The organism is Micromonospora sp. NPDC049497 (genome assembly GCF_044465805.1).
Lineage (GTDB): Bacteria > Actinomycetota > Actinomycetes > Mycobacteriales > Micromonosporaceae > Micromonospora.
The window spans coordinates 208,852-230,681 of sequence record NZ_JBITMC010000001.1 but is presented as its reverse complement, the minus strand read 5'-3'; the positions used below and the strand labels follow the sequence as shown (position 1 = coordinate 230,681).

Genomic DNA, 21,830 nt, shown 5'->3' with positions numbered 1-21,830 from the left:
CGGGCTCACTCCCACTCGATGGTGCCCGGCGGCTTGCTGGTCACGTCCAGCACGACCCGGTTGACCTCGGCGACCTCGTTGGTGATCCGGGTGGAGATCCGGGCGACGACGTCGTACGGCAGCCGGGACCAGTCGGCGGTCATCGCATCCTCGCTGGAGACCGGGCGCAGCACCACGGGATGCCCGTAGCTGCGCCCGTCACCCTGCACTCCGACGCTGCGGACGTCGGCCAGCAGCACCACCGGGAACTGCCACACGCCCCGGTCGAGGCCGGCGGCGGTCAGCTCCTGGCGGGCGATCAGGTCGGCCCTGCGGAGCACGGCGAGCCGCTCCTCGTCGACCGCGCCGATGATCCGGATGGCCAGGCCGGGGCCCGGGAACGGGTGGCGCCAGACCATCGCCTCGGGCAGACCCAGCTGGATGCCGAGCGCGCGGACCTCGTCCTTGAACAGCGTTCGCAGTGGTTCCACCAGGGCGAACTTCAGGTCCTCCGGCAGGCCGCCCACGTTGTGGTGGCTCTTGATGTTGGCGGTGCCGGTGCCGCCGCCGGACTCCACCACGTCCGGGTAGAGGGTGCCCTGCACCAGGAACTCGACGTCGCCGTGCGCGGCGATCTCCCGGGCGGCGGCCTCGAAGACCCGGATGAACTCCCGACCGATGATCTTGCGCTTCTGCTCCGGGTCGATGACGCCGGCCAGCGCGCCCAGGAACCGCTCCCGCGCGTCGACCACCTTGAGTTTGATGCCGGTGGCCGCGACGTAGTCCTTCTCGACCTGCTCGGCCTCGCCGGCCCGCAGCAGGCCGTGGTCGACGAAGACGCAGGTCAACTGGTCGCCGACGGCCCTGTGCACCAGCGCCGCGGCCACCGCCGAGTCGACACCGCCGCTCAGGCCGCAGATGACCTCCTTGTCGCCCACCTGCTCCCGGATCTGGGCGACCTGCTCGTCGATGATGTTCTCCGACGTCCAGGTCGGCTCGATGCCCGCGATGTCGTAGAGGAACCGGGTGAGCATCTCCTGCCCGTGGGCGGTGTGCCCGACCTCGGGGTGGAACTGCACACCGGCCCGCCGCCCGGCCAGGTCCTCGAACGCGGCGACCGGGGCGCCCGCCGACTCGGCGGTCACCGTGAAGCCCTCCGGGGCCTCGGTCACGCAGTCGCCGTGGCTCATCCAGACCGGCAGGTCGGCCGGCAGATCGCGCAGCAGCACGCCGGGGTCGAGGAGGCGGGGGCGCAGCGGGGTGCCGCCGTACTCGCGGTTGCCGGTCCGTGCGACCGTGCCGCCGAGGGCCTGGGCCATCGCCTGGAAGCCGTAGCAGATGCCGAACACGGGGACATCCGAGGTGAACATCCGGGCGTCGACCTGCGGGGCACCGGGCGCGTAGACGCTCGACGGGCCGCCGGAGAGGACGATCGCGGCCGGGTTCTTCGCCAGCATGTCGGCGACCGGCATGGTGTGCGGGACGATCTCCGAGTAGACCTTCGCCTCGCGCACCCGGCGCGCGATGAGCTGGGCGTACTGGGCTCCGAAGTCCACCACGAGGACGGGGCGAGGCGTGCTCATGGCCGCAGATCCTACCGACCGTGACCGGCCCGCCCACGGCGGCCGGCAGGTCCGCCACGATCCGTGATCCCCCCACGGGGCAGGGCCACCTCGTCGTCGACCGCGTGACCGAACCCCTCGGCGGCGCTGACCTTGCGGGCGATGACGCCGAGCAGGACGCCGTAGACCACCTTGGAGGTGATGTCGGCGAGCGTGTACGTCATCTGCCGGGCCACGACGCCATCGGCGGAGTCCCACATCGCCGGCATCAGATAGGCGCCGGGGTAGAGCATCCAGGAGACCAGCACGAGCCACCAGACGGCTCGGGCGACACCCCGGGCGGACTCCGGCAGCCGGGCCAGGTTGCCGAAGATCACCCACGCGACCAGGGCGAGCAGGAGCAGGAAGAAGACCGTGCTGACCAGGCCCCAGATCCAGAACGGTGCAGAGCGTTCCACCTCGTGGAACTGCCCGGCGTACCCGGTGTAGATCATGGCCAGCCCGCCGGCTACGAACGCCGCCCAGATGTGGTGGAACCGGCGACCGGTGATCCCCATCACGACCAGCAACTGGATCAGCAGTACCGGCACGTCGATCGACCAGTTGACGTAGCGGTAGCCGTTGGAGAAGAGCGTGCCGGACTGCACGAAGGCGCTGCCGTCCCACCGGAACGCGCCCACCCAGCGTTGGTAGAGCAGCAGCAGCTCGAAGAAGGCCGAGACCATCACGACGGCGGACAGCACCGAGGTGAGCCGGTACCGCGGCGCGATGGAGCCGGCGGTGACCAGGAAGTAGACGAGGCCGGCGGCCATCACGGCGAAGCCGAGACTGAGCACGTGGGAGACCAACGTGTACTGGTCGACGTTGTACGAGAACAGATTCTCGAAGTTCACGGCCCCTCCTCCGACACCTGCGCGGAACGCCGAGTTCGCCCCGGTAAAGATGGTTTTCCGCTTTACCGTATGGGGCGGGGCCAGCGCCCCCGAGCGGAATCGGCGGGCCCGACCGAACGGAGGAGTGAGCGGATGACCGGGTGGTGGCTGTGGCTCTACGTCGCCGCCATGGCAGCGGGCCTGCTGCTTTTCGTCCGGTGGGCAGCCGACCCCCGGGGCGTCCCCCGGATCGAGTACCACGTGGCGATCGCCATCCCCCTCTGGTCCGGGTTCTGGTACACCGTCACCGCCCTCGGGGGCGGACAGACCGATGGCGGCGGCCACCTGACCTACTGGGCCCGGTACGCGGACTGGGCCGTGAGCGCCTCCCTGCTTCTCGTCGCCTTGGCCCTCACCGCGACGCACGCCCTGCCCCGTCGGCACCCCGCGCTCCTCGCCGCACTGATCGGCATCAACGTCGCGATGATCCTCAGCGGCCTTCTCGCCGACCTCGCCGACGGCCTGCTGACCCGCTGGCTGCTCTACGCGTTCGGCGCGGTCGCCCTCCTCGTCATCTACGCCCTGATCTGGGGGCCGCTGCGCAGCCTGGCCCGCCGTCAGCCGAGCGGGTTGCACCACGCCTACTGGGAGGTCGCCCTTCTGCTCACCGTGCTCTGGGCCGGGTACCCGGTGATCTGGCTCCTCGGCCCGCCCGGCCTCGACCTGCTCGGCGCATCCGTCGACACCGCGCTGTTCGTCCTGCTCTCCATCGTGTCGAAGGTGGGCTGGAGCATCCTCGACCTCGGCCGGCTCCGGCAGTTGGCCGCCCGCGGCGAACTCCCGGTGCTCCGGTGACCACCCCGACCCCGGCCGTTTGGCGATCGCCTCCCCCGAACCGTCCCGCCCACCGCGCCGCGTACCCGCTGCTGGCCCGCGCCAGGCTGGCCCCGCCGCTGGGCGTCGCGACGCTGCTGGCGCTCGCACCCCTGCTCGACCGGTACGGTTTCGGCGCCTCGCCGGTGTACCTGGTGGCCGGGCTGCTCCTGGGGCTGCCACACGGCGCGGTCGACCACCTCGTCCCCGCCTGGCTGACCGTACGGGCGCGTCCGCTGCCGGTGCGGTTGGGACTGACCCTGGCGTACGCGGCTGTCGCGGCCGTCGCGTACGCGGCCTTCCGCGCCGCGCCAGAGGTCGCCCTGGTCGGGTTTCTCCTGCTGTCGATCGCCCACTTCGGCACCGCTGACGAGGCATTCCACGCCGAACGGGATCGCCGACCCGGCCGTCCGACGGTGTCGGGAGTGCTCGCTCACGGCGGCCCACCCGTGGTCGTGCCGCTGCTGCTCTGGCCGGACGCCGTGGACCCACTGCTGGCGGCGGTGGCACCCGGCGTACCACCGCTGCTCACCGTCGAGGTCCGCGCGGTGGCGGCGGCCTGCCTGATCGTGGCGGCCGCCTGCACCGTGCTCCGCCGCCTGCGCGCGGGACGGCTCCGGGAGGCCGTCGAACCGGTCCTGCTCATCGGCTTCTTCGCCGCGGTGCCGCCCGCGCTGGCGATCGGGGCGTACTTCGCCGGCTGGCACTCGCTGCGGCACGTCGCCCGCCTCCTGCACGCCGACCCCGGGAACCAGGCCGACCTGACCGCCGGCCGGCTCGGCCCGCCGCTGCGTCGCTTCGCCCGGCGGGCGGCTCTGCCCACCGTGGCCGCCTCGGCCGCTCTGGCCGCGCTGGTCGGCTGGCCCGACCAGCCGGCCGACGCGCTGCCCGCCATGGTCGCCGTGCTGGCGGCACTGACCCTCCCGCACGCCGCGCTCGTCGCCTGGATGGACCGGCGGACCGGTACCGAGAAACCGCCGCCGGCCGGTGAGGGATCGATGAGGGCGTTAAGAAGGGGCCCTTCCTCTACCGGAGGCGTTAAAGGGGGGCCCTTCCTTACCGCAGGGCCCCGGGGGCGTCCGCCGGCACCGCCGGGCTGCGCGGGGGCACCGGCTCCAGACGGGTGTACGGCGCACCGAGCGGCGGCCGGGGATCCTCCTCGCCCCTGTTCGGCCAGAAGGACATCGCCCGCTCCGCCTGGGCGGTGATGGTCAGCGACGGGTTCACGCCCAGGTTCGCCGAGACGGCCGCACCGTCCACCACGTGCAGCCCCGGGTGTCCGTACACCCGGTGCCACGGGTCGATCACGCCGTCGGCCGGGGACGCGCCGATCACCGCCCCGCCCAGGATGTGCGCCGTCATCGGGATGTTGAACGGCTCCGTCAGCGCGCCGCCGGGGGTGCCGCCGATCTCCTCGGCGAGCAGCCGGACCGCGTTGTTGCCGGCCGGGATCCAGGTCGGGTTCGGCGCCCCGTGCCCCGGGCCGGAGACCAGCCGCCGACCGAGGAGGCCGCGCCGGACCCGGGTGGTGAGGGAGTTGTCCGCCGACTGCATGACCAGGGCGATCACCGTACGCTCCGACCAGCCGCGGACGGACAGCATCCGGGCGGCCAGGCCGGGCTGCCGGACGATGCTGCCCAGCCACCGGCGCACCCGGTGCGGGCCGCCGTCGACCAGCAGCGACTGGAGCAGACCCATCGCGTTGGAACCCCGGCCGTAGCGGACCGGCTCGATGTGGGTCTGCGGGTCGGGGTGGAACGAGCTGGTGATCGCCACGCCCTGGGTGAAGTCCGTCCGCTCGGCCCGGGCCCGCTGCCTCGGCACCGAGGCGCCGAGGATGGCCTCGGAGTTGGTCCGGGTCAGCTCGCCCAGCCGGGACGACAGGGCGGGCAGCGCTCCGGTCGCCCTCATCTCGTGCAGCAGCCGCTGCGTGCCCAGCGCCCCGGCCGCGAAGACCACCTGGTCGGCGTGGACCACCCGGCGCCGCCGGCGCAGCCAGGCCCCGGTGCGCTCGGTGTGCACCTCGTACCCGCCGTCGGCGGCCGGGCGGACCGCCGTCACCGTGGTCAGTGGGTGGACCTGGACGCCGAGCCGTTCGGCCAGCCACAGGTAGTTCTTGACCAGCGTGTTCTTGGCGCCGTGCCGGCAGCCCGTCATGCAGGAGCCGCAGTGGGTGCAGCCGGTGCGCTCCGGGCCCGCGCCACCGAAGTACGGGTCGGCCACCCGCTCGCCGGGCCGGCCGATGTGCACCCCGACGGGGGTGGCGTGGAAGGTCTCCCCCACCCCCATCCGGTCGGCCACCGCCCGCATCGCCCGGTCCGCGCCGGTCATCCTCGGGTACGTGGTGACGCCGAGCATCCGCTTCGCCTGGTCGTAGTGGCGGGCCAGCTCGGCGCGCCAGTCGGTGATGTCCCGCCACTGCGGGTCGGCGTAGAAGGCGTCCAGCGGCTCGTAGAGCGTGTTGGCATAGACCAGGGATCCGCCGCCGACCCCGGCGCCGGAGAGCACCATGACGCCGCCGCCCGCCTTCCGGTCGGCCGCGCGCAGCAGGGTGATCCGTTGCAGGCCGTAACAGCCGAGCCTCGGCGCCCACAGGAAGCGGCGCAGCCGCCACGAGGTGCGGGGGAACTCGTCGTCGGCGAAGCGGCGGCCGGCCTCCAGCACCCCGACGCGGTAGCCCTTCTCCGCGAGCCGGAGCGCCGTGACACTGCCGCCGAAGCCGGACCCGATGACGACCACGTCGTACCGCATGGACGAATCATTACCGGCGGGTAGACATTGCGCCAGGGGACGATTCGACGCATCGTGCATGATCCACCCGGCGGCCGCAACCCGATGCCCGTCTCGGAGCGTTGAGTCACGTAGGAAAGGGGCGGGCATGGTCCTCGGAATGGGAGTGCCGCGGCGCCGCTGGCTGCTGGGCCTGGCCGTCCTCGCCGCGGTCCTGCTCACGGCGGGCACGGTGGCGGTGGTCCGGCTGACCGGCGACCGGGACGGGGGCCGGCCGGGACCGGCGAGCCCCGGGGCGAACGCACCGGCCGCCACCGCGACGCCCTCGCCGTCACCGACCGGGCCGCCACCGGGTGCGAACCTCACCGGTCCGTTGAACCTGCTGCTGGTCGGGGTGGACACCCGGGTCAGCCAGCCCGGCTGGGAGCCGCACGGCGACGCCGTCCTGGTGCTGCACGTGCCGACGGGGCTGGACCGGGCGTACCTGTTCTCGCTCCCCCGTGACCTGCTGGTCGACATCCCGGCCTTCCCGAAGGCCGGCTACCGGGGTGGCCGGACGAAGCTCACCCACGCGATGAGCTACGGCAGCCGGGTGCCCGGCAAGCCGAAGGAGCCGAGCGCCGCGCAGGGGTACGAGCTGCTGCGCAGCACGGTCAGCGGCTACACCGGGCTGCGGATCGACGCCGGCGCCGCCCTCACCTTCGGCGGCTTCGACGAGCTGGTGGACAGCCTCGGCGGAGTGGACATCTACGTCGACCAGAAGGTCGTGTCGCTGCACCGCCGCCCCGACGGCCGGCACCGGGACCCGCAGCCCGGCGGCGGCGGGTACGTCGGGCCGCAGATGGTCTACGAGAAGGGCGACCGGCACCTCAACGGCTGGCAGGCGCTGGACTACGCCCGTCAGCGCTACCTCACCGGCGGCGACTACGCCCGCCAGCGGCACCAGCAGCAACTCGTCAAGGCACTGGTCACCAAGATCCTCGGCGAGGACCTGGCCCGGCAGCCGGACCGCGTCGAGCAGGTCGTCGCCGCCCTCGGCGACGCGCTCCTCTACGCCGGCGGGCCGCGCATCGTCGACATCGCGTACGCCCTCGGGGGGATGTCCCCGGACCGGTTCGTCGCGGTGGGTCTGCCCGGCGCCTCCGTCGGCCGGGGCAGCGGCTACCGGGGCGAGCAGTTGACCCAGGTCGGCCGGACGTTCCTCACCGAGCTGCGCGCCGGTCGCGCCGAGGCGTACCTCGACGCCCACCCGGAGCTGCGCGTCCGCCGTTGATCACCGCGGCTCCGGGCGGGCCGGACGCTCGGTGCCGTAGAGCCACGCGTCGAAGAGCGGGTCCAACTCCTTGCCGGAGACCCGCTCGGCCAGGGCGACGAAGTCGGCGGTGGTGGCGTTGTCGTCGCGCTTCTGCGCCGACCAGGTCTTCACCAGCTCGAAGAACGCCTTGTCGCCGACGGCGACCCGCAGCGCGTGCACGGTCATCGCGCCCCGCTCGTAGACGGACTCGCTGAACAGGTTCTCCCTGCCCGGCCTGCCCGGCGGCGTACGCCAGACCGCACTCGACGAGCCGCCGTACGCCGCGTCGAACGCCTCCTGCGCGGTGCCCTCGCCGTCGTGCTCGGCCCAGAGCCACTCCGCGTACGTGGCGAGGCCCTCGTTGAGCCAGATGTCCTGCCACCTCGCCAGCGCCACGCTGTTGCCGAACCACTGGTGGGCCAGTTCGTGCGCGACGACCCCGGTGTTCTCGCCGCGGCGGAAGAACCCGGCCGAGTAGACCGGCCGGCTCTGCGTCTCCAGCGCGTACCGGATCCGTGAGTCGGAGACCACCACGCCGCCGTACGACTCGAACGGGTACGGTCCGAAGACGCTCTCCAGGTAGTCCGCGACCTTCACCGTCCCGGCGATGGACCGGTCCGCCGCGCCCTGCGGGATCGACGACGTCACCGCGTGGAACACCGGCCGTCCCTTGTGCTCCGCCTGGGTCAGCCGGAACTTCCCGATCACCACGGTGCTCAGGTAACTGGCCATCGGGCTGCGCTCCGCCCACTTCCAGGTGGTCCAGCCGCCGGAGGTGCTCTTTCCCTGCGGTACGCCGTTGCTCACCGCCGTCAGGTCCTGCGGCACGGTCACCGCGAAGTCGTACGTGGCCTTGTCGGAGGGGTGGTCGTTGACCGGGAACCAGGTGCTCGCGGACTCCGGCTGGCCCAGGGCGATCGCCCCGTCGTCGGTGTGCAGCCACCCACCGCCCCCGAGCACCTCGTTCTCCAACGGCTGCGGCTCACCCTCGTACGCGACCTCGACCACGAAGCCGTTGCCCGAGACCAGCCCGGCGGCCGGCGTGACGACCAGCTCGTCGTCGGTGCGGGTGTGCTTCGCGGGGGCACCGTCCACCTTGACCGACGTCACCGTCAGACCGGCCAGGTCGAGGTTGAACGCGGACAGGTCGGCGGTGGCGGCGGCCCGCACGGTGGTGGTGCCGGTCAGCCGGTCCTTCTCCGGGTCGTACCGGACCTGCACGACGTAGTGGCCGACGTCGTAGCCGCCGTTGCCGTAGGTCGGGAAGTACGTGTCGCCGACACCGGCCGCACCCGGCTTGAACTGGCGGGACGGGCTGGGCGCGGCACTGGCGGCGGTCGACGTCGGCTCGGCCGGCGATTCGCACGCCGTCAACGCGAGCACCCCGGTCATCAGCAGCCCGGTGCTCCGGCGCAACAACGTCATCGCCCTGTCCTCCCCTGTGCCGACGGCCCCTGTCGACGCGGGCAGCCTACCCAGCGAGGATCCACCGTGGGTCACGGCAGGGCGGGGGCGGAGGTCCCGGTCAGCCAGGTGTCGAGGAACGACCGGAGCGACCGCCCGGAGACCCGCTCGGCCAGCGCCACGAAGTCGTCGGTGGTGGCGTTGCCGTCCCGCCGCTCAGTGGTCCACGTGCGCAGGATCCGGAAGAACGCGTCGTCGCCGACCGTACGCCGCAACGCGTGCACGACCAGCGCACCCCGCTGGTAGACCGCCGTGCCGAACAGCCGTGCCCGGCCCGGGTCCAGTGAGGCCCGCGACCAGTCCGTGACCGCGTACTCCCGCTCGAAGCTCTGCTGCGCGGTCCGCCCGCCGTCGTGCTCGGTCCACAACCACTCCGCGTACGTGGCGAAGCCCTCGTTGAGCCAGATGTCGCTCCACCGGTTCAGCGCCACGCTGTTGCCGAACCACTGGTGGGCCAGTTCGTGCGTGACCACGTCCAGGTTGGGCCGGCCGTCCCTGAAGAAGCCGGGCCCGTAGACCGGCCGGGACTGCGTCTCCAGCGCGTACCCGATCCGCTCGTCGGTCACGGCGACCCCGCCGTACGAGGAGAACGGGTAGGGGCCGAAGCGGCTGGCCAGGAAGTCGGCGATCGGGCCGGTGCGCGCCAGCGACCGTGCCTGCGGGCTGTCCTCCGGCATGCTCGCCGGGACGGCGGTGACGATCGGCCGGCCGGCGTGGGTGCCGGTGGACACCCGGTAGTCACCGATCACCAGGAACGCCAGGTAACTCGCCATCGGCGACGCCTCCGACCAGCGCCAGGTGGTGCGGCCTCCGGCGCTGGTCCGCTCCCCCGGCACGCCGTTGGCCAACGCCTCAAGCCCGTCCGGAACGGTCACCTCGACGTCGTACGTGGCCTTGTCGGAGGGGTGGTCGTTGACCGGGAACCAGGTGGCCGCCGAGTACGGCTGGCCGAGCGCGATCGCCCCGTCGGCGGTGTGCAGGAACCCGCCGGTGCCGAGCTGGCCGTCGTCCTTCGCCGTCGGCACGCCCGCGTAGTCGACCTCGACGGTGAACCGGCCGCCCCGCGCGATCCCCGCGTCCGGTGTCACCACCAGTTCGTCGCCGTCGCGCCGGTGCTCGGCGGGGCCGTTCCCGACGCGCACGGCCGTGACGTCCAGGCCGGCGAGGTCCAGGTTGAAGCGGGACAAAGCCTCCGTCGCCGTCGCGGTGAGCACCGCCCGGCCGGTGAGCCGGTCGCTCGGCGGGTCGTAGCCGACCGCGAGGCGGTAGTGCGACACCTCGTAACCGCCGTTGCCGCTGCCCGGCACGTACGGGTCGGCGAGGTCCACGGCGCCGAGGCGGAAGCGGTCGCCGTCGTCGGACGCGATGCACCCGCTGACCACCAGCGCCGCCGCGACGGCCACGACGAGAGCCGGCCGGATCCGGTCCGAGGTACGACGCACCGGTCGAGCCTAGCGGCGCGACCGGTGCGTCTGCGGCGTCTTGGGACGGGTCAGCGGTCCAGGACCAGGCCGACCTTCTGGAACTCCTTGAGGTCGCGGTAGCCGCACTTGGCCATCGCGCGGCGCAGGCCGCCGAAGAGGTTGAGCTGGCCGTCCGGCTCGTCGGCCGGGCCGAACAACAGCCGCTCCATCGAGCCGAGCGGCTCGCCGGCCACCTCGAACGCGCCACGGGGCAGCGACGGGTGGCTGGCGGCGGAGTGCCACCAGGCGCCGCCGGCCGGGGCCTCCTCGCAGAGCGACAGCGCCTCGCCGAGCATGACCGCGTCCGCCCCGCAGCCCAGCGCCTTGGCGATGTCGCCGGAGGTCTGGATGTCGCCGTCGGCGATCAGGTGCACGTATCGTCCGCCGGTCTCGTCGAGGTAGTCCCGCCGGGCCGCCGCGGCGTCCGCGATCGCGGTCGCCATCGGCACCCGGATGCCGAGCACCGACTCGGTGGTCGACCAGTCGTCGCCACCGATGCCGACGATGACGCCGGCGGCGCCCGTCCGCATCAGGTGCAGCGCGGTCTTGTAGTCGGTGCAGCCACCGACGATGACCGGCAGGTCCAGGTCGGCGATGAACTCCTTGAGGTTCAGCGGCTCGTCGGTGGTCGAGACGTGCTCGGCCGACACAATGGTGCCCTGGATGACGAGGATGTCCACGCCCGCGTCGAGGATCACCGGGGCCAGCGCCAGGGTGTGCTGCGGGGAGACCCGCACCGCCACGGTGCCGCCGCCGGCACGCAGCTCACGCACCCGCTCGGCGATCAGGTCGGGGCGGATCGGCTCCGCGTACACCTCCTGGAGGCGCTTGGTGGTCCGGGAGTCCTCGTCCAGGCCGGCCAGCTCCTCCAGCACCTTGGTCGGGTTCTCGTAGCGGGTCCACAGGCCCTCGACGTTGAGCACGCCCAGGCCGCCGAGCTGGCCGAGCCGCACGGCGGACCCGGGGCTCATCGTCGCGTCCGAGGGGTGCCCGACGCAGGGGATGCCGAACGGGTACGCGTCGAGCTGCCAGGACGTGGAGACGTCGTCGACGTCCCGGGTCCGGCGGCTGGGCACGATGGCGATGTCGTCCAGGTGGTAGCCGCGCTGCGCGGTCTTGCCCAGCCCGATCTCGACCACGTCACGCATGGGGGACTCCAGGTGGTTGGGGGTGGTGGGTCAGCGGGTGTGGTAGTTGGGCGCCTCGACGGTCATCTGGATGTCGTGCGGGTGGCTCTCCTTGAGCCCGGCCGCGGTGATCCGGATCAGCTGGCCCCGGTGGTGCAGATCGGGGATGTTCTCCGCACCGGCGTACCCCATCGCCAGGCGCAGCCCGCCGACCAGCTGGTGGGCCACCCGGGAGAGCGGCCCCCGGTAGGGCACCTGACCCTCCACGCCCTCGGGGACCAGCTTGTCGTCGCTGAGCACGTCCTGCTGGAAGTAGCGGTCCTTGCTGTACGACTTGGCCTGGCCCCGGGACTGCATCGCGCCGAGCGACCCCATGCCGCGGTACGCCTTGAACTGCTTGCCGTTGACGAAGATCAACTCGCCGGGGCTCTCCTCGCAGCCGGCCAGCAGGCTGCCGAGCATCACCGTGTCGGCGCCGGCGACCAGTGCCTTGGCGATGTCACCCGAGTACTGGATGCCGCCGTCGCCGATCACCGGGACGCCCGCCGGCCGCGCGGCACGCGCGGCCTCCATGATCGCGGTGATCTGCGGTACGCCCACACCGGCGACGATCCGGGTGGTGCAGATCGCGCCCGGCCCGACCCCGACCTTGACGCCGTCGGCGCCGGCGTCGACCAGTGCCTTCGCCCCGGCGTAGGTGGCGACGTTGCCGCCGACGATGTCGACGGTCACGTCCTTCTTGAGCCGGCGGACCATGTCCAGCACGGCTCGCTGGTGACCGTGCGCGGTGTCCACGATGATCACGTCGACGCCCGCGTCGACCAGAGCCCGGGCCCGCTTGTACGCGTCCTCGCCCACGCCGATGGCGGCGGCGACCCGGAGCCGACCGGCGTCGTCCTTGGTGGCGTCCGGGTACTGCTCGCTCTTGGTGAAGTCCTTGACGGTGATGAGGCCACGCAGCCGGCCGGCGTCGTCCACGATCGGCAGCTTCTCGACCTTGTGCCGGCGCAGCAGGGCGAGGGCGTCGTCCTTGCTCACCCCGACCGGCGCGGTGACCAGCGGCGTCCGGGTCATGATCTCGTGGACCGGGGTGTCCGGCTCGGAGACGAAGCGCATGTCGCGGTTGGTGACGATGCCGACCAACTGGCCGTCGCGGTCGACCACCGGGACGCCGGAGATGCGGTACCGCCCGCACAGCTCGTCGACCTCGCGGAGGGTGTCGTCGGGGCTGGCCGTCACCGGGTTGGTGATCATGCCGGACTCGGAGCGCTTGACCAGGTCGACCTGGAGCGCCTGGTCCTCCAGGGACAGGTTGCGGTGCAGCACGCCGATGCCGCCCTGACGGGCCATGGCGATCGCCATCCGCGCCTCGGTCACCGTGTCCATCGCGCTGGACAGCAGCGGGATGGACAACTCGACGTTGCGGGTGAGCTTCGTCCGGGTGTTGACCCTGCTGGGCACCACGTCCGACTCGCCCGGCTGGAGCAGCACATCGTCGAAGGTCAGACCAAGCGGGACCACCCGGGCCGACCCGGCGGGCAGCTCCGGCAGGTGGCCGCCCAGCTCGCCGTTGTCGGCGCCGGCCGGAAGATCGGTGCTGGGCGAAATATCCACTGTTGCTCTCCTGAGCTGCTTGAACGGGCTTCAGCGAGGTGGCGCGGGCGGGCACCGGCGCACGCCGGGTGACGGCGCGTCGTCCCATCGTACCCAGTGGCCTGCCCGTCCCCCGTCGGTGGCGGGGCAGGTCACCGGGCGCACCGGGGGCGGGCGTGGGCGGGGCGTTGGGTCTACGGTGAGGGGGTGCACGACGAGCCCATCGACCCGTTCAACGGCGACCCGGCCGATCCGGCAGCGGGGCTGCACGATCCCGGCGACGACCCGCTCGACCCGCTGACCGACGTCGAGCGGCAGGACGTGCTGGAGGACCTCGCCGACCTGGAGATCTACCAGGCGCTGCTGGCGCCGATCGGGGTCCGCGGGCTGGTCATCGAATGCGAGGACTGCCGGGAGCCCCACTACTTCGACTGGGACCTGCTCCGGGGCAACCTGCGCCACCTGCTCAGCTCCGGTCGCCCCCGCGTGCACGAGCCGGCGTACGACCCGGACCCGGACCACTACGTCACCTGGGACTACGCGCGGGGCTACGCCGACGGGGTGCACGACACGCTGACCGAGAACGCCGACGAGGAGCCCGGCGACCGCTGAGCGGTAAGGAAGGGCCCCCTCTTAACGCCTGGTGTAGAGGAAGGGCCCCCTCTTAACGCCGCGCCGCCGTGCCGCCGTGCCGCCGTGCCGCCGCGATGTTCAGGCGACCAGGCCGGCCCGGAAGCCGGCGGCGACCGCATGGGCCCGGTCACGGGCGCCCAGCTTGCGGAAGAGCCGCCGGGCGTGGGTCTTGACGGTGTCCTCCGACACGAACAATTCGCGGCCGATCTCCGCGTTGCTCTTGCCCTCGGCCATACCGAGCAGCACCTGCAACTCGCGCTCGGTCAGCCCGACGGACGACCGGCCGTTGCGCCCGGTCACCCCGTTCCGCGTACCGCCGGTGGTGGCCTGCTCCGGCTCGGCGGCCGGGTCGCCCGGGTCGTCGCCGCGCTGTACGGGCACCATGGCCGGAGCGGCGCCGGTGCCGTCGGCCGTACCGGCCGGCCACGGCGTCGACTCGGCCGGTGACCGGCCCGGCGGCGTGGAGCGGGCCGTCCCGCCGACCGCCGCCGTGTCCCGGGCCGGATCGGTGATCCGGTGTCGCGCCGCCCGCCCGGGGGCGGAGAGCAGCAACAGGGCCTTGGCCACCGCGCTGGTCAGGTCGTGGTCGGTGCCCTGGATGAGTCCCCGGGCTCCGGCACTGATGGTGGCGGCGGCGGCCTCGGACTCCTCTGTCCCGAGGAGCACCACGGCGGCCTGCGGCGCGCGGGCGAGCACCCGCCGGACGAAGCCGGCGCTGTCCGGCCGGGTGAGCGCCGTGTCGGCGAGCACCACGTCGGCCGGGCGTTCTGCCAACCGCAACATCACCTCGGGGTCGGAGACGGCCGTCCGCACGACCGCGGCCAGTCCCAGCCGCGCCGCCGCGGAGGTCAGATGTTGCGCCGCAAGCGGTGTCCGAACGCACACGAGAACCGTACGCACAGTGGGTCTCCTCTCCGATCACGAGCAGACCACGAGCGGGTCGGCTCGGGAGGAGGTTCCGGGCAATCCTCCGAACTTTTCCGACATCTAGGGCATTTGCCGCGCGTTGTCCGACGTTTTCGATCACAGACGTGTGAGTCGGGAAGGACGGGGGTACCGGGACGTCAGGCCGGAAACGGCGCGCCTGCGCGGACCGCCGCCCGGACGCCGGTTCACATGATCTCCGCGGTGCCGCGCGGGAGGAGGGGTGCTGATGTCGAACGTACGCAGACTGCCCGGACCCATCGTCGACCTTTGGGACTGGCAGCGTCTCGGTGCCTGCCGGGGCCGCGACAGCGCCCAGTTCTTCCACCCGGACGGGGAGCGGGGCTCGTCCCGCCTGCGCCGGGAGTCCGGCGCCAAGGCCGTCTGCCGCGCGTGCCCGGTCCGGGCCGAGTGCGCCGCGCACGCCCTCTCCGTCCGTGAGCCGTACGGCGTCTGGGGTGGCTTCAGCGAGTCCGAGCGGCTCCGCCTGCTGGCGCTGGGCTGGGAGGACCTGGCCGACCGCCGCCAGAGCCGCGTCGACATCGCCCGGCTGGAGGCCCGCCTGGGCCGGCCGCACAAGTCGGCCGTCCCGGACCAGCGCAAGGTCGCCTGACCCAGCCACCCCCCGAAGACACCGACGCCGCGTCCCCGAACGGAGACGCGGCGTCGCGTCGTGCGCGTTCCTCTGACCCGCACGGCTAGATCCACTCGGGTTCAGTGAAGTCGGGGCATCCCGCGGGGCCGGACACCCCGACATCAATGAGGTCGAGTGGATCACGGGCGAGGTACCCGGGTCGGCGGGGCGGGCCGCCGGGCGGCGGGCCGCCGGACGCCGGGCGGCGGGCCGGCGGGCGGCGGGCGGCGGGCGGTCAGCGGACGGTCACGGGGACGGTGTGCCAGCCGGTGGCGCCGTCCGGGGCGACCGGCGTCCGTCGCTCCGCCTGGGTTTCACCGGTGGAGTCGGTCGCCCGGACCTGGAGGGTGTGGTCGCCCGGGGTCGCTTCCCACCGCCAGGACCACTGCACCCAGGTGTCCACCGACACCGTCGCCGCCAGCGCCGCCTCCTGCCACGGGCCCTCGTCGACGCGTACCTCCACGCGGCGGATGCCCCGCTGCTGGGCCCACGCCACGCCGGCCACGGTGACCGGCCCGGCGGTCAGGCGGTTACGCCGGCGGGGCGTGTCGATCCGGGACTGCGTCTTGATCGGCCCCTGGGCGGACCAGCCGCGCGGAACCCAGTACGCGTCGAAGTCCGCGAAGCTGGTCAGCTCCAGCTCGGTCACCCACTTGCAGGCCGACACGTACCCGTAGAGGCCCGGCACCACCATCCGCGCCGGGAACCCGTGCTCGACCGGCAGCGGCTCGCCGTTCATGCCGACCGCCAGCAGCGCGTCGCGGCCGTCGCGCAGCACCGCCGTGGGGGTGCCGCACGTCCACCCGTCGACCGACCGTCCGACGACCTGGTCGGCGCCGTCCTCCGGCTGCGCCTCGTCCAGCAGCTCGCGGATCGGCACCCCCAGCCAGCGGGCGTTGCCGATCAGGTCGCCGCCCACCTCGTTGGACACGCAGGCCAGCGTGATGTGGCGCTCGACCATCGGGCGGGCGAGCAGGTCGTCGAAGGTCAGCGTGATCGGGTTGCGGACCCGGCCGTGGATCCGCAGTTCCCAGGTGGTCGGGTCGACCTGCGGCACGACCAGTGCCGTGTCGATGCGGTAGAAACCGGAGTTGGGCGTCACGTAGGACGCGAGCTGGGCGAGCTTCAGGTCGGCCGCCGCCGGGACCGGCGACGCGACCGACGACGGCGTGGGCAGCGCCACCGCCGTCCGGGCCGCCGAGACACCCCGTTGGCCGGCCAGCCAGCGACCGCCCAGACCGGCCGCGCCGGCCGCGCCGAGGAGCACCGCCGTGGAGGTGAGGAAGCGCCGTCGCGACTCGGGGTCGGTGGCCCGTACCTCCGCCGGCCCGGCACCGGCCGCGGCGACCTCCGGCACGGCCGACGGTGACGCGGCGGCCGGTCCGTCGGGACCGGAGGCGGCCGGAGCCGGTGGAGACGCGGGGGCCGGCGAGGCCCAGGGCCAGGGGTCGAGCTCCAGGGGGCCCGCGACGAAGGCCCAGAGCACCACGGCCCCCAGCCCGGCGCCGACCAGCGACGGCAGGGCGTCGGCCGGGTCCGCGCCGGCCCGGGTCAGGGCCGCGGCCACGCCGAGGGCGGCGAAGGCCGCGATGCCGGCCAGGCCCACCCACAGCCGGCGCAGCGCCAGGACGCCGAGCAGCGCGGCGAACGCGCCGAGCAGCAGCGCCGTCCCCACCAGAAGAGCGATCTTGTCGTACGTGCCGAAGAGCGCGATGCCGAACTGCTTGAGCGGCTCGGGCACGGTGTCCACGACCAGTCCCCCGACCGCGACCAGGGGCGCCGAGCGGGGGCCGGTCAGCACCGCCACGATCTCGGCGGAGCCGATCGCCACGGCGGCGGCGGTGAGCCCGGCCAGGGCGGCGTACCGGGGGGTCGTGGTGCTCATCGGACCAGTCTTTCCGATCACGGGACCGGCGACCAGTCGCGTCAGCGTTCCGTAAGCACCGGGGCCCGAACGGCGTCGGGGCGCGCCGCCGAGTACCGGCGACGCGCCCCGACGAGGCGTACGGCGAGGGTCAGAAGCCCGGGCCGTGCTGGTGGCCGTGGCCGTGACCGTGACCACCGGCGGCGGCCGGCTCGGCCTTCTCCGGCTTCTCCACCACGAGGCTCTCGGTGGTGAGCAGCAGCCCGGCGATCGACGCGGCGTTGGAGACCGCGTTACGGGTCACCTTCACCGGGTCGAGGATGCCGGCCTTGGCCAGGTCGACGTACTCGCCGGTGGCGGCGTTGAGGCCGTGGCCCCAGTCCTTGCCGGCGACCTTCTCCACCACCACGTAGCCGTCGTGGCCGGCGTTCTGGGCGATCCAGCGCAGCGGCTCGACCAGCGCCTTGCGCACGATCGAGACACCCACCTTCTCGTCACCGGTGAAGCCGAGGTCGTCGTCGAGCACCGACCGGATCTGGACCAGGGCGGCGCCGCCGCCGGGGACCGTGCCCTCCTCGACCGCGGCCTTGGTCGCGGCGATGGCGTCCTCGATGCGGTGCTTGCGCTCCTTCATCTCGACCTCGGTCGCCGCGCCCACCTTGATGACGGCGATGCCGCCGGAGAGCTTGGCGAGCCGCTCGGAGAGCTTCTCCCGGTCCCACTCGGAGTCCGAGGCCTCGATCTCCTTGCGGATCTGGGACACCCGGTCGGCGACCTCGGCGGACTTGCCGCCGCCGTCGACGACGGTGGTGTTCTCCTTGTCGACCACGACACGCCGGGCGGTGCCGAGCACCTCCAGGCCGACTTGGTCGAGCTTGTAGCCCAGCTCCGGGGCGACCAGCTCGGCACCGGTCAGGACCGCCATGTCCTGGAGCATCGCCTTGCGGCGGTCACCGAAGCCGGGGGCCTTGACCGCGCAGACCTTGATGGTCTTGCGGATGGCGTTGACCACCAGGGTGGAGAGCGCCTGGCCCTCCACGTCCTCGGCGATGATGAGCAGCGGCTTGCTGTTCTGGAGGACCTTCTCCAGCAGCGGCAGCAGCTCCTCGATCGCCGAGATCTTCTGGGTGGTGATCAGGATGTACGGGTCCTCGAGGACCGCCTCCTGCCCCTCCACGTCGGTGACGAAGTTCGGCGAGATGAAGCCCTTGTCGAACTGGAGACCCTCGGTGACCTCCAGCTCGGTGGTCAGCGTGGAGCCCTCCTCGACGGTGATGACACCGTCGCGGCCGACCTTCTCCATCGCCTCGGCGATCAGCTCGCCGATCGTGGCGTCCTGCGCGGAGATCGTCGCGACCTGCGCGACCGACTCCTTGTCCGAGACCTCGACGGCCTTGCCGAGCAGCGCCTCGGAGACCTTGGCGGCGGCCGCGTCGACACCCCGCTTCAGGCCGGCCGGGTTGGCGCCGGCGGTCACGTTGCGCAGACCCTCGCGGACCATGGCCTGGGCCAGCACGGTGGCGGTGGTGGTCCCGTCGCCGGCGATGTCGTTGGTCTTGGTCGCCACCTCCTTGACCAGCTGCGCGCCAAGGTTTTCGTACGGGTTGGTGAGCTCGATCTCCTTGGCGATGGTCACGCCGTCGTTGGTGATCGTGGGCACACCGAATTTCTTGTCCAGGACGACGTTGCGCCCGCGCGGGCCGAGGGTGACCTTGACCGTGTCCGCGAGGGCGTTGACACCGTGCTCCAGCAGGTGTCGGGCGTCGTCCGAGAAGCTCAGGATCTTCGCCATGAATGTCCCTTCGAAGCGACGTTGCCCCGGCCCGGCGAGCCGGACCGGGGCAACGACACTGATCGGTTGCTTACTTCTCGATGACCGCGAGGACGTCGCGGGCGGAGAGCACCAGGTACTCCTCGCCGGCGTACTTGACCTCGGTGCCGCCGTACTTCGAGTAGAGAACGGTGTCGCCGACCTTCACGTCGAGCGGCACGCGGTTGCCGTTGTCGTCGATCCGGCCCGGGCCGACAGCGAGGACGGTGCCCTCCTGCGGCTTCTCCTTGGCGGTGTCGGGGATCACGATGCCCGACGCCGTGGTGGTCTCAGCCTCGTTCGCCTGGACCACGATCCGGTCCTCGAGCGGCTTGATCGCAACCTTGGTCGCGGTAGTCACGGGCATACCCTCCTGGGGTACTGGTTTCGTTACCGGTCGACCGGAGCCGACCAGCGTCAATCTGCCACATGCCACCGGGCGGGGCCGTCGTCGCGGGTGCCGGTCCGCCTGGCGTTCAACGACCGGGCGCAGGCCCGGAAGTTGGCACCCTCAGGGTGAGAGTGCTAATCGCAGGTTATTCCTCGGCTAGCACTCCGTCAAGGAGAGTGCCAACGGTCGCCGCTCCGTGTCGCCACTCCTGCGCCACTCTTCACCGCGACACGCCGGCACTCGCTTCCGTGCCGGGTGAGCGCGGCCTTACGTTCCGACACCAGTCGGCACACGGAGGGCAGCGAATGAGCGACGTACCAACCCTGGGATTCCTGCGCGACCAGTTGCGCCGGGCCCGGCAGGCACGCGGCCTCAGCCAGGAGGAGCTGGGCAGGCTGATCAACTACTCGTCGTCGGCGGTCAGCGCCGTCGAGGTCGGACACAAGCCGCTGAGCCCGGACTACCTGGCCCGGGTCGACACGGTGCTGGAGACCGGGGGTCTCTTCATGAGCCTGCTGGAGCTGATCCGGCTGCACGCCGCGCCGGACTGGTTCCGCCCGTGGGAGGAGGTCGAGCGGGACACCGTCTCGCTGCGCTGGTGCGATCCGACGGTGGTCCCCGGCCTGCTCCAGACCGAGGCGTACGCGCGGGCGATGCTCCGGGCCGGCCCGCTGCTGGCCGACGACGAGATCGACGAGCGGGTGCTGGCGCGGATGGCCCGGCAGGCGGTGCTGACCCGCGACCGGCCGCCGCAGCTCGTCGCCGTGGTGGACGAGCAGGCGCTGCGCCGGCTGGTCGGCGACCGGGCCACGATGCGGGAGCAGCTGGAACACCTGCTGACCCGTGGTGCCGAGCCGCACGTGCAGGTGCGGATCATCCCCGCCGAGACACCGTGGCACGTCGGGCTCAACGGCCCGTTCGTCCTGGCCCGGCTCGCCGACGGCACCGAGGTGGCACACCTGGACAACCAGCTCCGGGGCCACACCGTGGACGGCCCGAACGACCTTGCCAGCCTGGGACGGCGTTGGGAGACTGTGGCCGGTGAGGCGTTGCCGCGCCGGCAGTCCGCCCGCCTGATCGAGGAAGTGGCGAAGACATGGACCTGACCCGCGCCACCTGGCGCAAGTCCACCCGCAGCAACAGCAACGGCGGTGCCTGTGTCGAGGTCGCCGACAACCTGCCCGACATGGTCGCCGTCCGGGACAGCAAGGACCCGTCCGGGCCGGTGCTGTCCTTCACTCCGGCCACCTGGCGGGACTTCGTCGCCGCCGTTCCCACCTCGCACTGACACCGCCGTCCCGGCACCCCGACCGGGGCCGGAACAATGAGCGGGTGAACCTGGAACAGCTGGCCGCACTGCGTACGCCGGAGGGGTCGGCCGCACTGGACGCGGCCGCGCGCCTGGCCGGCGGTGATCCGCTGTCGGCGGCGGCCGCGCTGCGGTCCGGCGGTATGCCGCCCGGACTGGCCTCGGCGGCGCTCACCCAGGCCGAGTTGCGCCGCCGCGCGGTCGGCAAGTTCGGTCCGGCGGCGGCCGGCATGTTCCTCACCCGGGCCGGCCTGGAGCAGGCCACCCGCGGCGTCGTCGCGGCCCGGCGGGCGGACCGGCTGCGCGCCGCCGGCGTGACCCGCCTGGCCGATTTGGGGTGCGGGCTCGGTGCCGACGCGCTCGCCGCCGCCCGCGCCGGCATCCGCGTGTACGGGGTGGAGGCTGACCCGCTGACCGCCGCGATGGCCGCCGCGAACGCCGAGGCCGCGGGGCTGGCGGACCGGTTCACCGTGGAGTGCGGCGACGCCACCGCGTTCGACGTGTCCGGCGTCGACGGGGTGTTCTGCGACCCGGCGCGACGGAAGGCGGGCACCGGCCGGCGGATCTTCGACCCGAATGCCTACTCGCCGCCGTGGGACTTCGTCACCGGGCTGGCCGAGCGGGTGCCGCGCACCGTGGTGAAGGTGGCCCCGGGCCTGGACCACGCGCTGATCCCGGCCGGCGCGGAGGCCGAGTGGGTGAGCGTCGACGGCGACCTCGTCGAGGCGGCGCTGTGGTGCGGCGCCCTCGCCGAGGTCCCACGCCGCGCAACCATCCTGAAGGAAGGGCCCCCGCTTAACGCCTTCGGTAGAGGAAGGGCCCCCTGTTATCAGCTGACCGGCTCCGGCCGGGAGGAGGCGGCGGTCGGCCCGGTGCGGCGCTACCTGTACGACCCGGACGCGGCAGTGGTCCGTGCGCACCTGGTCGCGGAGCTGGCCGCCGACCTCGACGCCACGATCGCCGACCCGAGCATCGCCTACCTGTACGCCGACCACCCGACCGCGACGCCGTTCGCGCGCTGCCTGGAGGTCACCGACACGCTGCCGTTCTCGCTCAAGCGGCTGCGCGCGCTGCTGCGGGAGCGCGGCGTGGGGCGGGTGGAGATCCTCAAACGCGGCTCGGCCCTGGAACCGGAGAAGCTCCGCCGCGACCTGCGGCTCGCGGGCGGCGAGGCGGCGAGCCTGGTGCTGACGCGGGTGGCCGGGGCGCCGACGGTGCTGGTGTGCCGCCCGGTCGCGGCATGACGCGACCCTGCCGCCCGGTCGCGGCATGACGCGGCGGCGATTCCCGCTGGCCGGTCCGGGGTGG

18 protein-coding genes and 1 pseudogene are annotated in these 21,830 nt (G+C 72.8%); 8 read left to right on the top strand and 11 right to left on the bottom strand.

Going from position 1 to position 21,830, the window contains the following annotated elements; genetic code table 11:
* Nucleotides 1–5 precede the first annotated feature (5 nt).
* Together guaA and ACIBR0_RS01075 are read right to left on the bottom strand one after the other, a co-directional pair.
* Nucleotides 6–1,562, bottom strand: coding sequence for a glutamine-hydrolyzing GMP synthase (gene guaA, locus ACIBR0_RS01080; RefSeq protein WP_396711954.1), 1,557 nt, complete (start codon nt 1,560–1,562; stop codon nt 6–8).
* An 11-nt stretch (nt 1,563–1,573) separates the two neighbouring features.
* Nucleotides 1,574–2,434, bottom strand: coding sequence for a bacteriorhodopsin (locus tag ACIBR0_RS01075; protein ID WP_396711952.1), 861 nt, complete (start codon nt 2,432–2,434; stop codon nt 1,574–1,576).
* Nucleotides 2,435–2,566: 132 nt separating this feature from the next.
* On the opposite strand from ACIBR0_RS01075, the gene ACIBR0_RS01070 reads away from it, so the two are divergent.
* Nucleotides 2,567–3,268 (top strand): bacteriorhodopsin, encoded by a 702-nt coding sequence (locus ACIBR0_RS01070; RefSeq protein ID WP_396711950.1) that lies wholly within the window; start codon nt 2,567–2,569, stop codon nt 3,266–3,268.
* Nucleotides 3,265–4,227, top strand: a pseudogene (locus tag ACIBR0_RS01065) (Brp/Blh family beta-carotene 15,15'-dioxygenase); the annotation flags it as partial. The gene ACIBR0_RS01070 and the pseudogene ACIBR0_RS01065, both read left to right, overlap by 4 nt.
* A 115-nt stretch (nt 4,228–4,342) precedes the next feature.
* Here the strand turns inward: ACIBR0_RS01065 and ACIBR0_RS01060 are convergent.
* Nucleotides 4,343–6,037 (bottom strand): GMC family oxidoreductase, encoded by a 1,695-nt coding sequence (locus ACIBR0_RS01060; protein ID WP_357031624.1) that lies wholly within the window; start codon nt 6,035–6,037, stop codon nt 4,343–4,345.
* A 139-nt stretch (nt 6,038–6,176) separates the two neighbouring features.
* Between ACIBR0_RS01060 and ACIBR0_RS01055 the strand changes: the two genes are divergently transcribed.
* Nucleotides 6,177–7,289 carry an LCP family protein gene (locus ACIBR0_RS01055; protein WP_396711948.1) on the top strand — a complete coding sequence of 371 codons (1,113 nt, stop codon included), beginning with the start codon at nt 6,177–6,179 and terminating at the stop codon, nt 7,287–7,289.
* On the opposite strand, the gene ACIBR0_RS01050 is transcribed toward ACIBR0_RS01055, so the two are convergent.
* The 4 genes from ACIBR0_RS01050 to guaB all read right to left on the bottom strand — a co-directional run bounded on the left by ACIBR0_RS01050 (nt 7,290) and on the right by guaB (nt 12,978).
* Nucleotides 7,290–8,702 carry a M1 family metallopeptidase gene (locus ACIBR0_RS01050; RefSeq protein WP_396712432.1) on the bottom strand — a complete coding sequence of 471 codons (1,413 nt, stop codon included), beginning with the start codon at nt 8,700–8,702 and terminating at the stop codon, nt 7,290–7,292.
* 104 nt (nt 8,703–8,806) lie between these two features.
* Nucleotides 8,807–10,216, bottom strand: a complete 1,410-nt coding sequence (locus ACIBR0_RS01045) for a M1 family metallopeptidase (protein WP_396711947.1) — start codon at nt 10,214–10,216, stop codon at nt 8,807–8,809.
* A 50-nt stretch (nt 10,217–10,266) separates the two neighbouring features.
* Nucleotides 10,267–11,385 carry a GuaB3 family IMP dehydrogenase-related protein gene (locus ACIBR0_RS01040; RefSeq protein ID WP_396711946.1) on the bottom strand — a complete coding sequence of 373 codons (1,119 nt, stop codon included), beginning with the start codon at nt 11,383–11,385 and terminating at the stop codon, nt 10,267–10,269.
* Between the two features lie 30 nt (nt 11,386–11,415).
* A complete protein-coding gene (guaB, locus tag ACIBR0_RS01035) occupies nt 11,416–12,978 on the bottom strand; it encodes an IMP dehydrogenase (protein ID WP_357031608.1) in 1,563 nt (520 codons plus the stop codon).
* A gap of 186 nt (nt 12,979–13,164) precedes the next feature.
* Between guaB and ACIBR0_RS01030 the strand changes: the two genes are divergently transcribed.
* Complete coding sequence (locus ACIBR0_RS01030; RefSeq protein ID WP_396711944.1) at nt 13,165–13,569, top strand: DUF5319 domain-containing protein; 405 nt, start codon at nt 13,165–13,167, stop codon at nt 13,567–13,569.
* 99 nt (nt 13,570–13,668) lie between these two features.
* Here ACIBR0_RS01030 and ACIBR0_RS01025 read toward each other — a convergent pair whose 3' ends face one another.
* A complete protein-coding gene (locus ACIBR0_RS01025) occupies nt 13,669–14,490 on the bottom strand; it encodes a response regulator transcription factor (protein ID WP_396711942.1) in 822 nt (273 codons plus the stop codon).
* 253 nt (nt 14,491–14,743) lie between these two features.
* Between ACIBR0_RS01025 and ACIBR0_RS01020 the strand changes: the two genes are divergently transcribed.
* Entirely contained in the window at nt 14,744–15,127 is a 384-nt protein-coding gene (locus ACIBR0_RS01020) for a WhiB family transcriptional regulator (protein ID WP_357041335.1), read from the top strand.
* A gap of 256 nt (nt 15,128–15,383) precedes the next feature.
* Here ACIBR0_RS01020 and ACIBR0_RS01015 read toward each other — a convergent pair whose 3' ends face one another.
* The 3 genes from ACIBR0_RS01015 to groES all read right to left on the bottom strand — a co-directional run bounded on the left by ACIBR0_RS01015 (nt 15,384) and on the right by groES (nt 19,189).
* Nucleotides 15,384–17,033 carry a molybdopterin-dependent oxidoreductase gene (locus ACIBR0_RS01015; protein WP_396711940.1) on the bottom strand — a complete coding sequence of 550 codons (1,650 nt, stop codon included), beginning with the start codon at nt 17,031–17,033 and terminating at the stop codon, nt 15,384–15,386.
* 130 nt (nt 17,034–17,163) lie between these two features.
* A complete protein-coding gene (gene groL / locus ACIBR0_RS01010) occupies nt 17,164–18,804 on the bottom strand; it encodes a chaperonin GroEL (RefSeq protein WP_396711938.1) in 1,641 nt (546 codons plus the stop codon).
* A gap of 70 nt (nt 18,805–18,874) precedes the next feature.
* Entirely contained in the window at nt 18,875–19,189 is a 315-nt protein-coding gene (gene groES / locus ACIBR0_RS01005; RefSeq protein WP_084757526.1) for a co-chaperone GroES, read from the bottom strand.
* Nucleotides 19,190–19,518: 329 nt separating this feature from the next.
* Here groES and ACIBR0_RS01000 point away from each other — a divergent pair, with 329 nt between their 5' ends.
* Genes ACIBR0_RS01000 through ACIBR0_RS00990 form a run of 3 tightly spaced genes read left to right on the top strand, consistent with a single transcriptional unit; the run spans nt 19,519 to nt 21,766 of the window.
* Complete coding sequence (locus ACIBR0_RS01000) at nt 19,519–20,319, top strand: Scr1 family TA system antitoxin-like transcriptional regulator (protein ID WP_396711936.1); 801 nt, start codon at nt 19,519–19,521, stop codon at nt 20,317–20,319.
* The gene (locus ACIBR0_RS00995) at nt 20,310–20,501 is read left to right on the top strand and encodes a DUF397 domain-containing protein (RefSeq protein WP_396711934.1); all 192 of its coding nucleotides are present in this window, start codon (nt 20,310–20,312) and stop codon (nt 20,499–20,501) included. The genes ACIBR0_RS01000 and ACIBR0_RS00995 overlap by 10 nt, the downstream gene beginning before the upstream one ends.
* 44 nt (nt 20,502–20,545) lie before the next feature.
* Nucleotides 20,546–21,766, top strand: a complete 1,221-nt coding sequence (locus ACIBR0_RS00990; protein WP_396711933.1) for a methyltransferase domain-containing protein — start codon at nt 20,546–20,548, stop codon at nt 21,764–21,766.
* Nucleotides 21,767–21,830: the final 64 nt, after the last annotated feature.

Excerpts from the sequence above, each read along its gene's own strand:
- ACIBR0_RS01070 (WP_396711950.1), top strand. The coding sequence starts at position 2,567 with ATGACCGGGTGGTGGCTGTGGCTCTACGTCGCCGCCATGGCAGCGGGC.
- guaA (WP_396711954.1), bottom strand. The coding sequence starts at position 1,562 with ATGAGCACGCCTCGCCCCGTCCTCGTGGTGGACTTCGGAGCCCAGTAC.
- ACIBR0_RS01055 (WP_396711948.1), top strand. The coding sequence starts at position 6,177 with ATGGGAGTGCCGCGGCGCCGCTGGCTGCTGGGCCTGGCCGTCCTCGCC.
- groES (WP_084757526.1), bottom strand. The coding sequence starts at position 19,189 with ATGCCCGTGACTACCGCGACCAAGGTTGCGATCAAGCCGCTCGAGGAC.
- ACIBR0_RS01000 (WP_396711936.1), top strand. The coding sequence starts at position 19,519 with ATGAGCGACGTACCAACCCTGGGATTCCTGCGCGACCAGTTGCGCCGG.
- ACIBR0_RS01015 (WP_396711940.1), bottom strand. The coding sequence starts at position 17,033 with ATGAGCACCACGACCCCCCGGTACGCCGCCCTGGCCGGGCTCACCGCC.
- ACIBR0_RS00995 (WP_396711934.1), top strand. The coding sequence starts at position 20,310 with ATGGACCTGACCCGCGCCACCTGGCGCAAGTCCACCCGCAGCAACAGC.
- ACIBR0_RS01020 (WP_357041335.1), top strand. The coding sequence starts at position 14,744 with ATGTCGAACGTACGCAGACTGCCCGGACCCATCGTCGACCTTTGGGAC.
- ACIBR0_RS01050 (WP_396712432.1), bottom strand. The coding sequence starts at position 8,702 with ATGACCGGGGTGCTCGCGTTGACGGCGTGCGAATCGCCGGCCGAGCCG.
- groL (WP_396711938.1), bottom strand. The coding sequence starts at position 18,804 with ATGGCGAAGATCCTGAGCTTCTCGGACGACGCCCGACACCTGCTGGAG.
- ACIBR0_RS01040 (WP_396711946.1), bottom strand. The coding sequence starts at position 11,385 with ATGCGTGACGTGGTCGAGATCGGGCTGGGCAAGACCGCGCAGCGCGGC.
- ACIBR0_RS01060 (WP_357031624.1), bottom strand. The coding sequence starts at position 6,037 with ATGCGGTACGACGTGGTCGTCATCGGGTCCGGCTTCGGCGGCAGTGTC.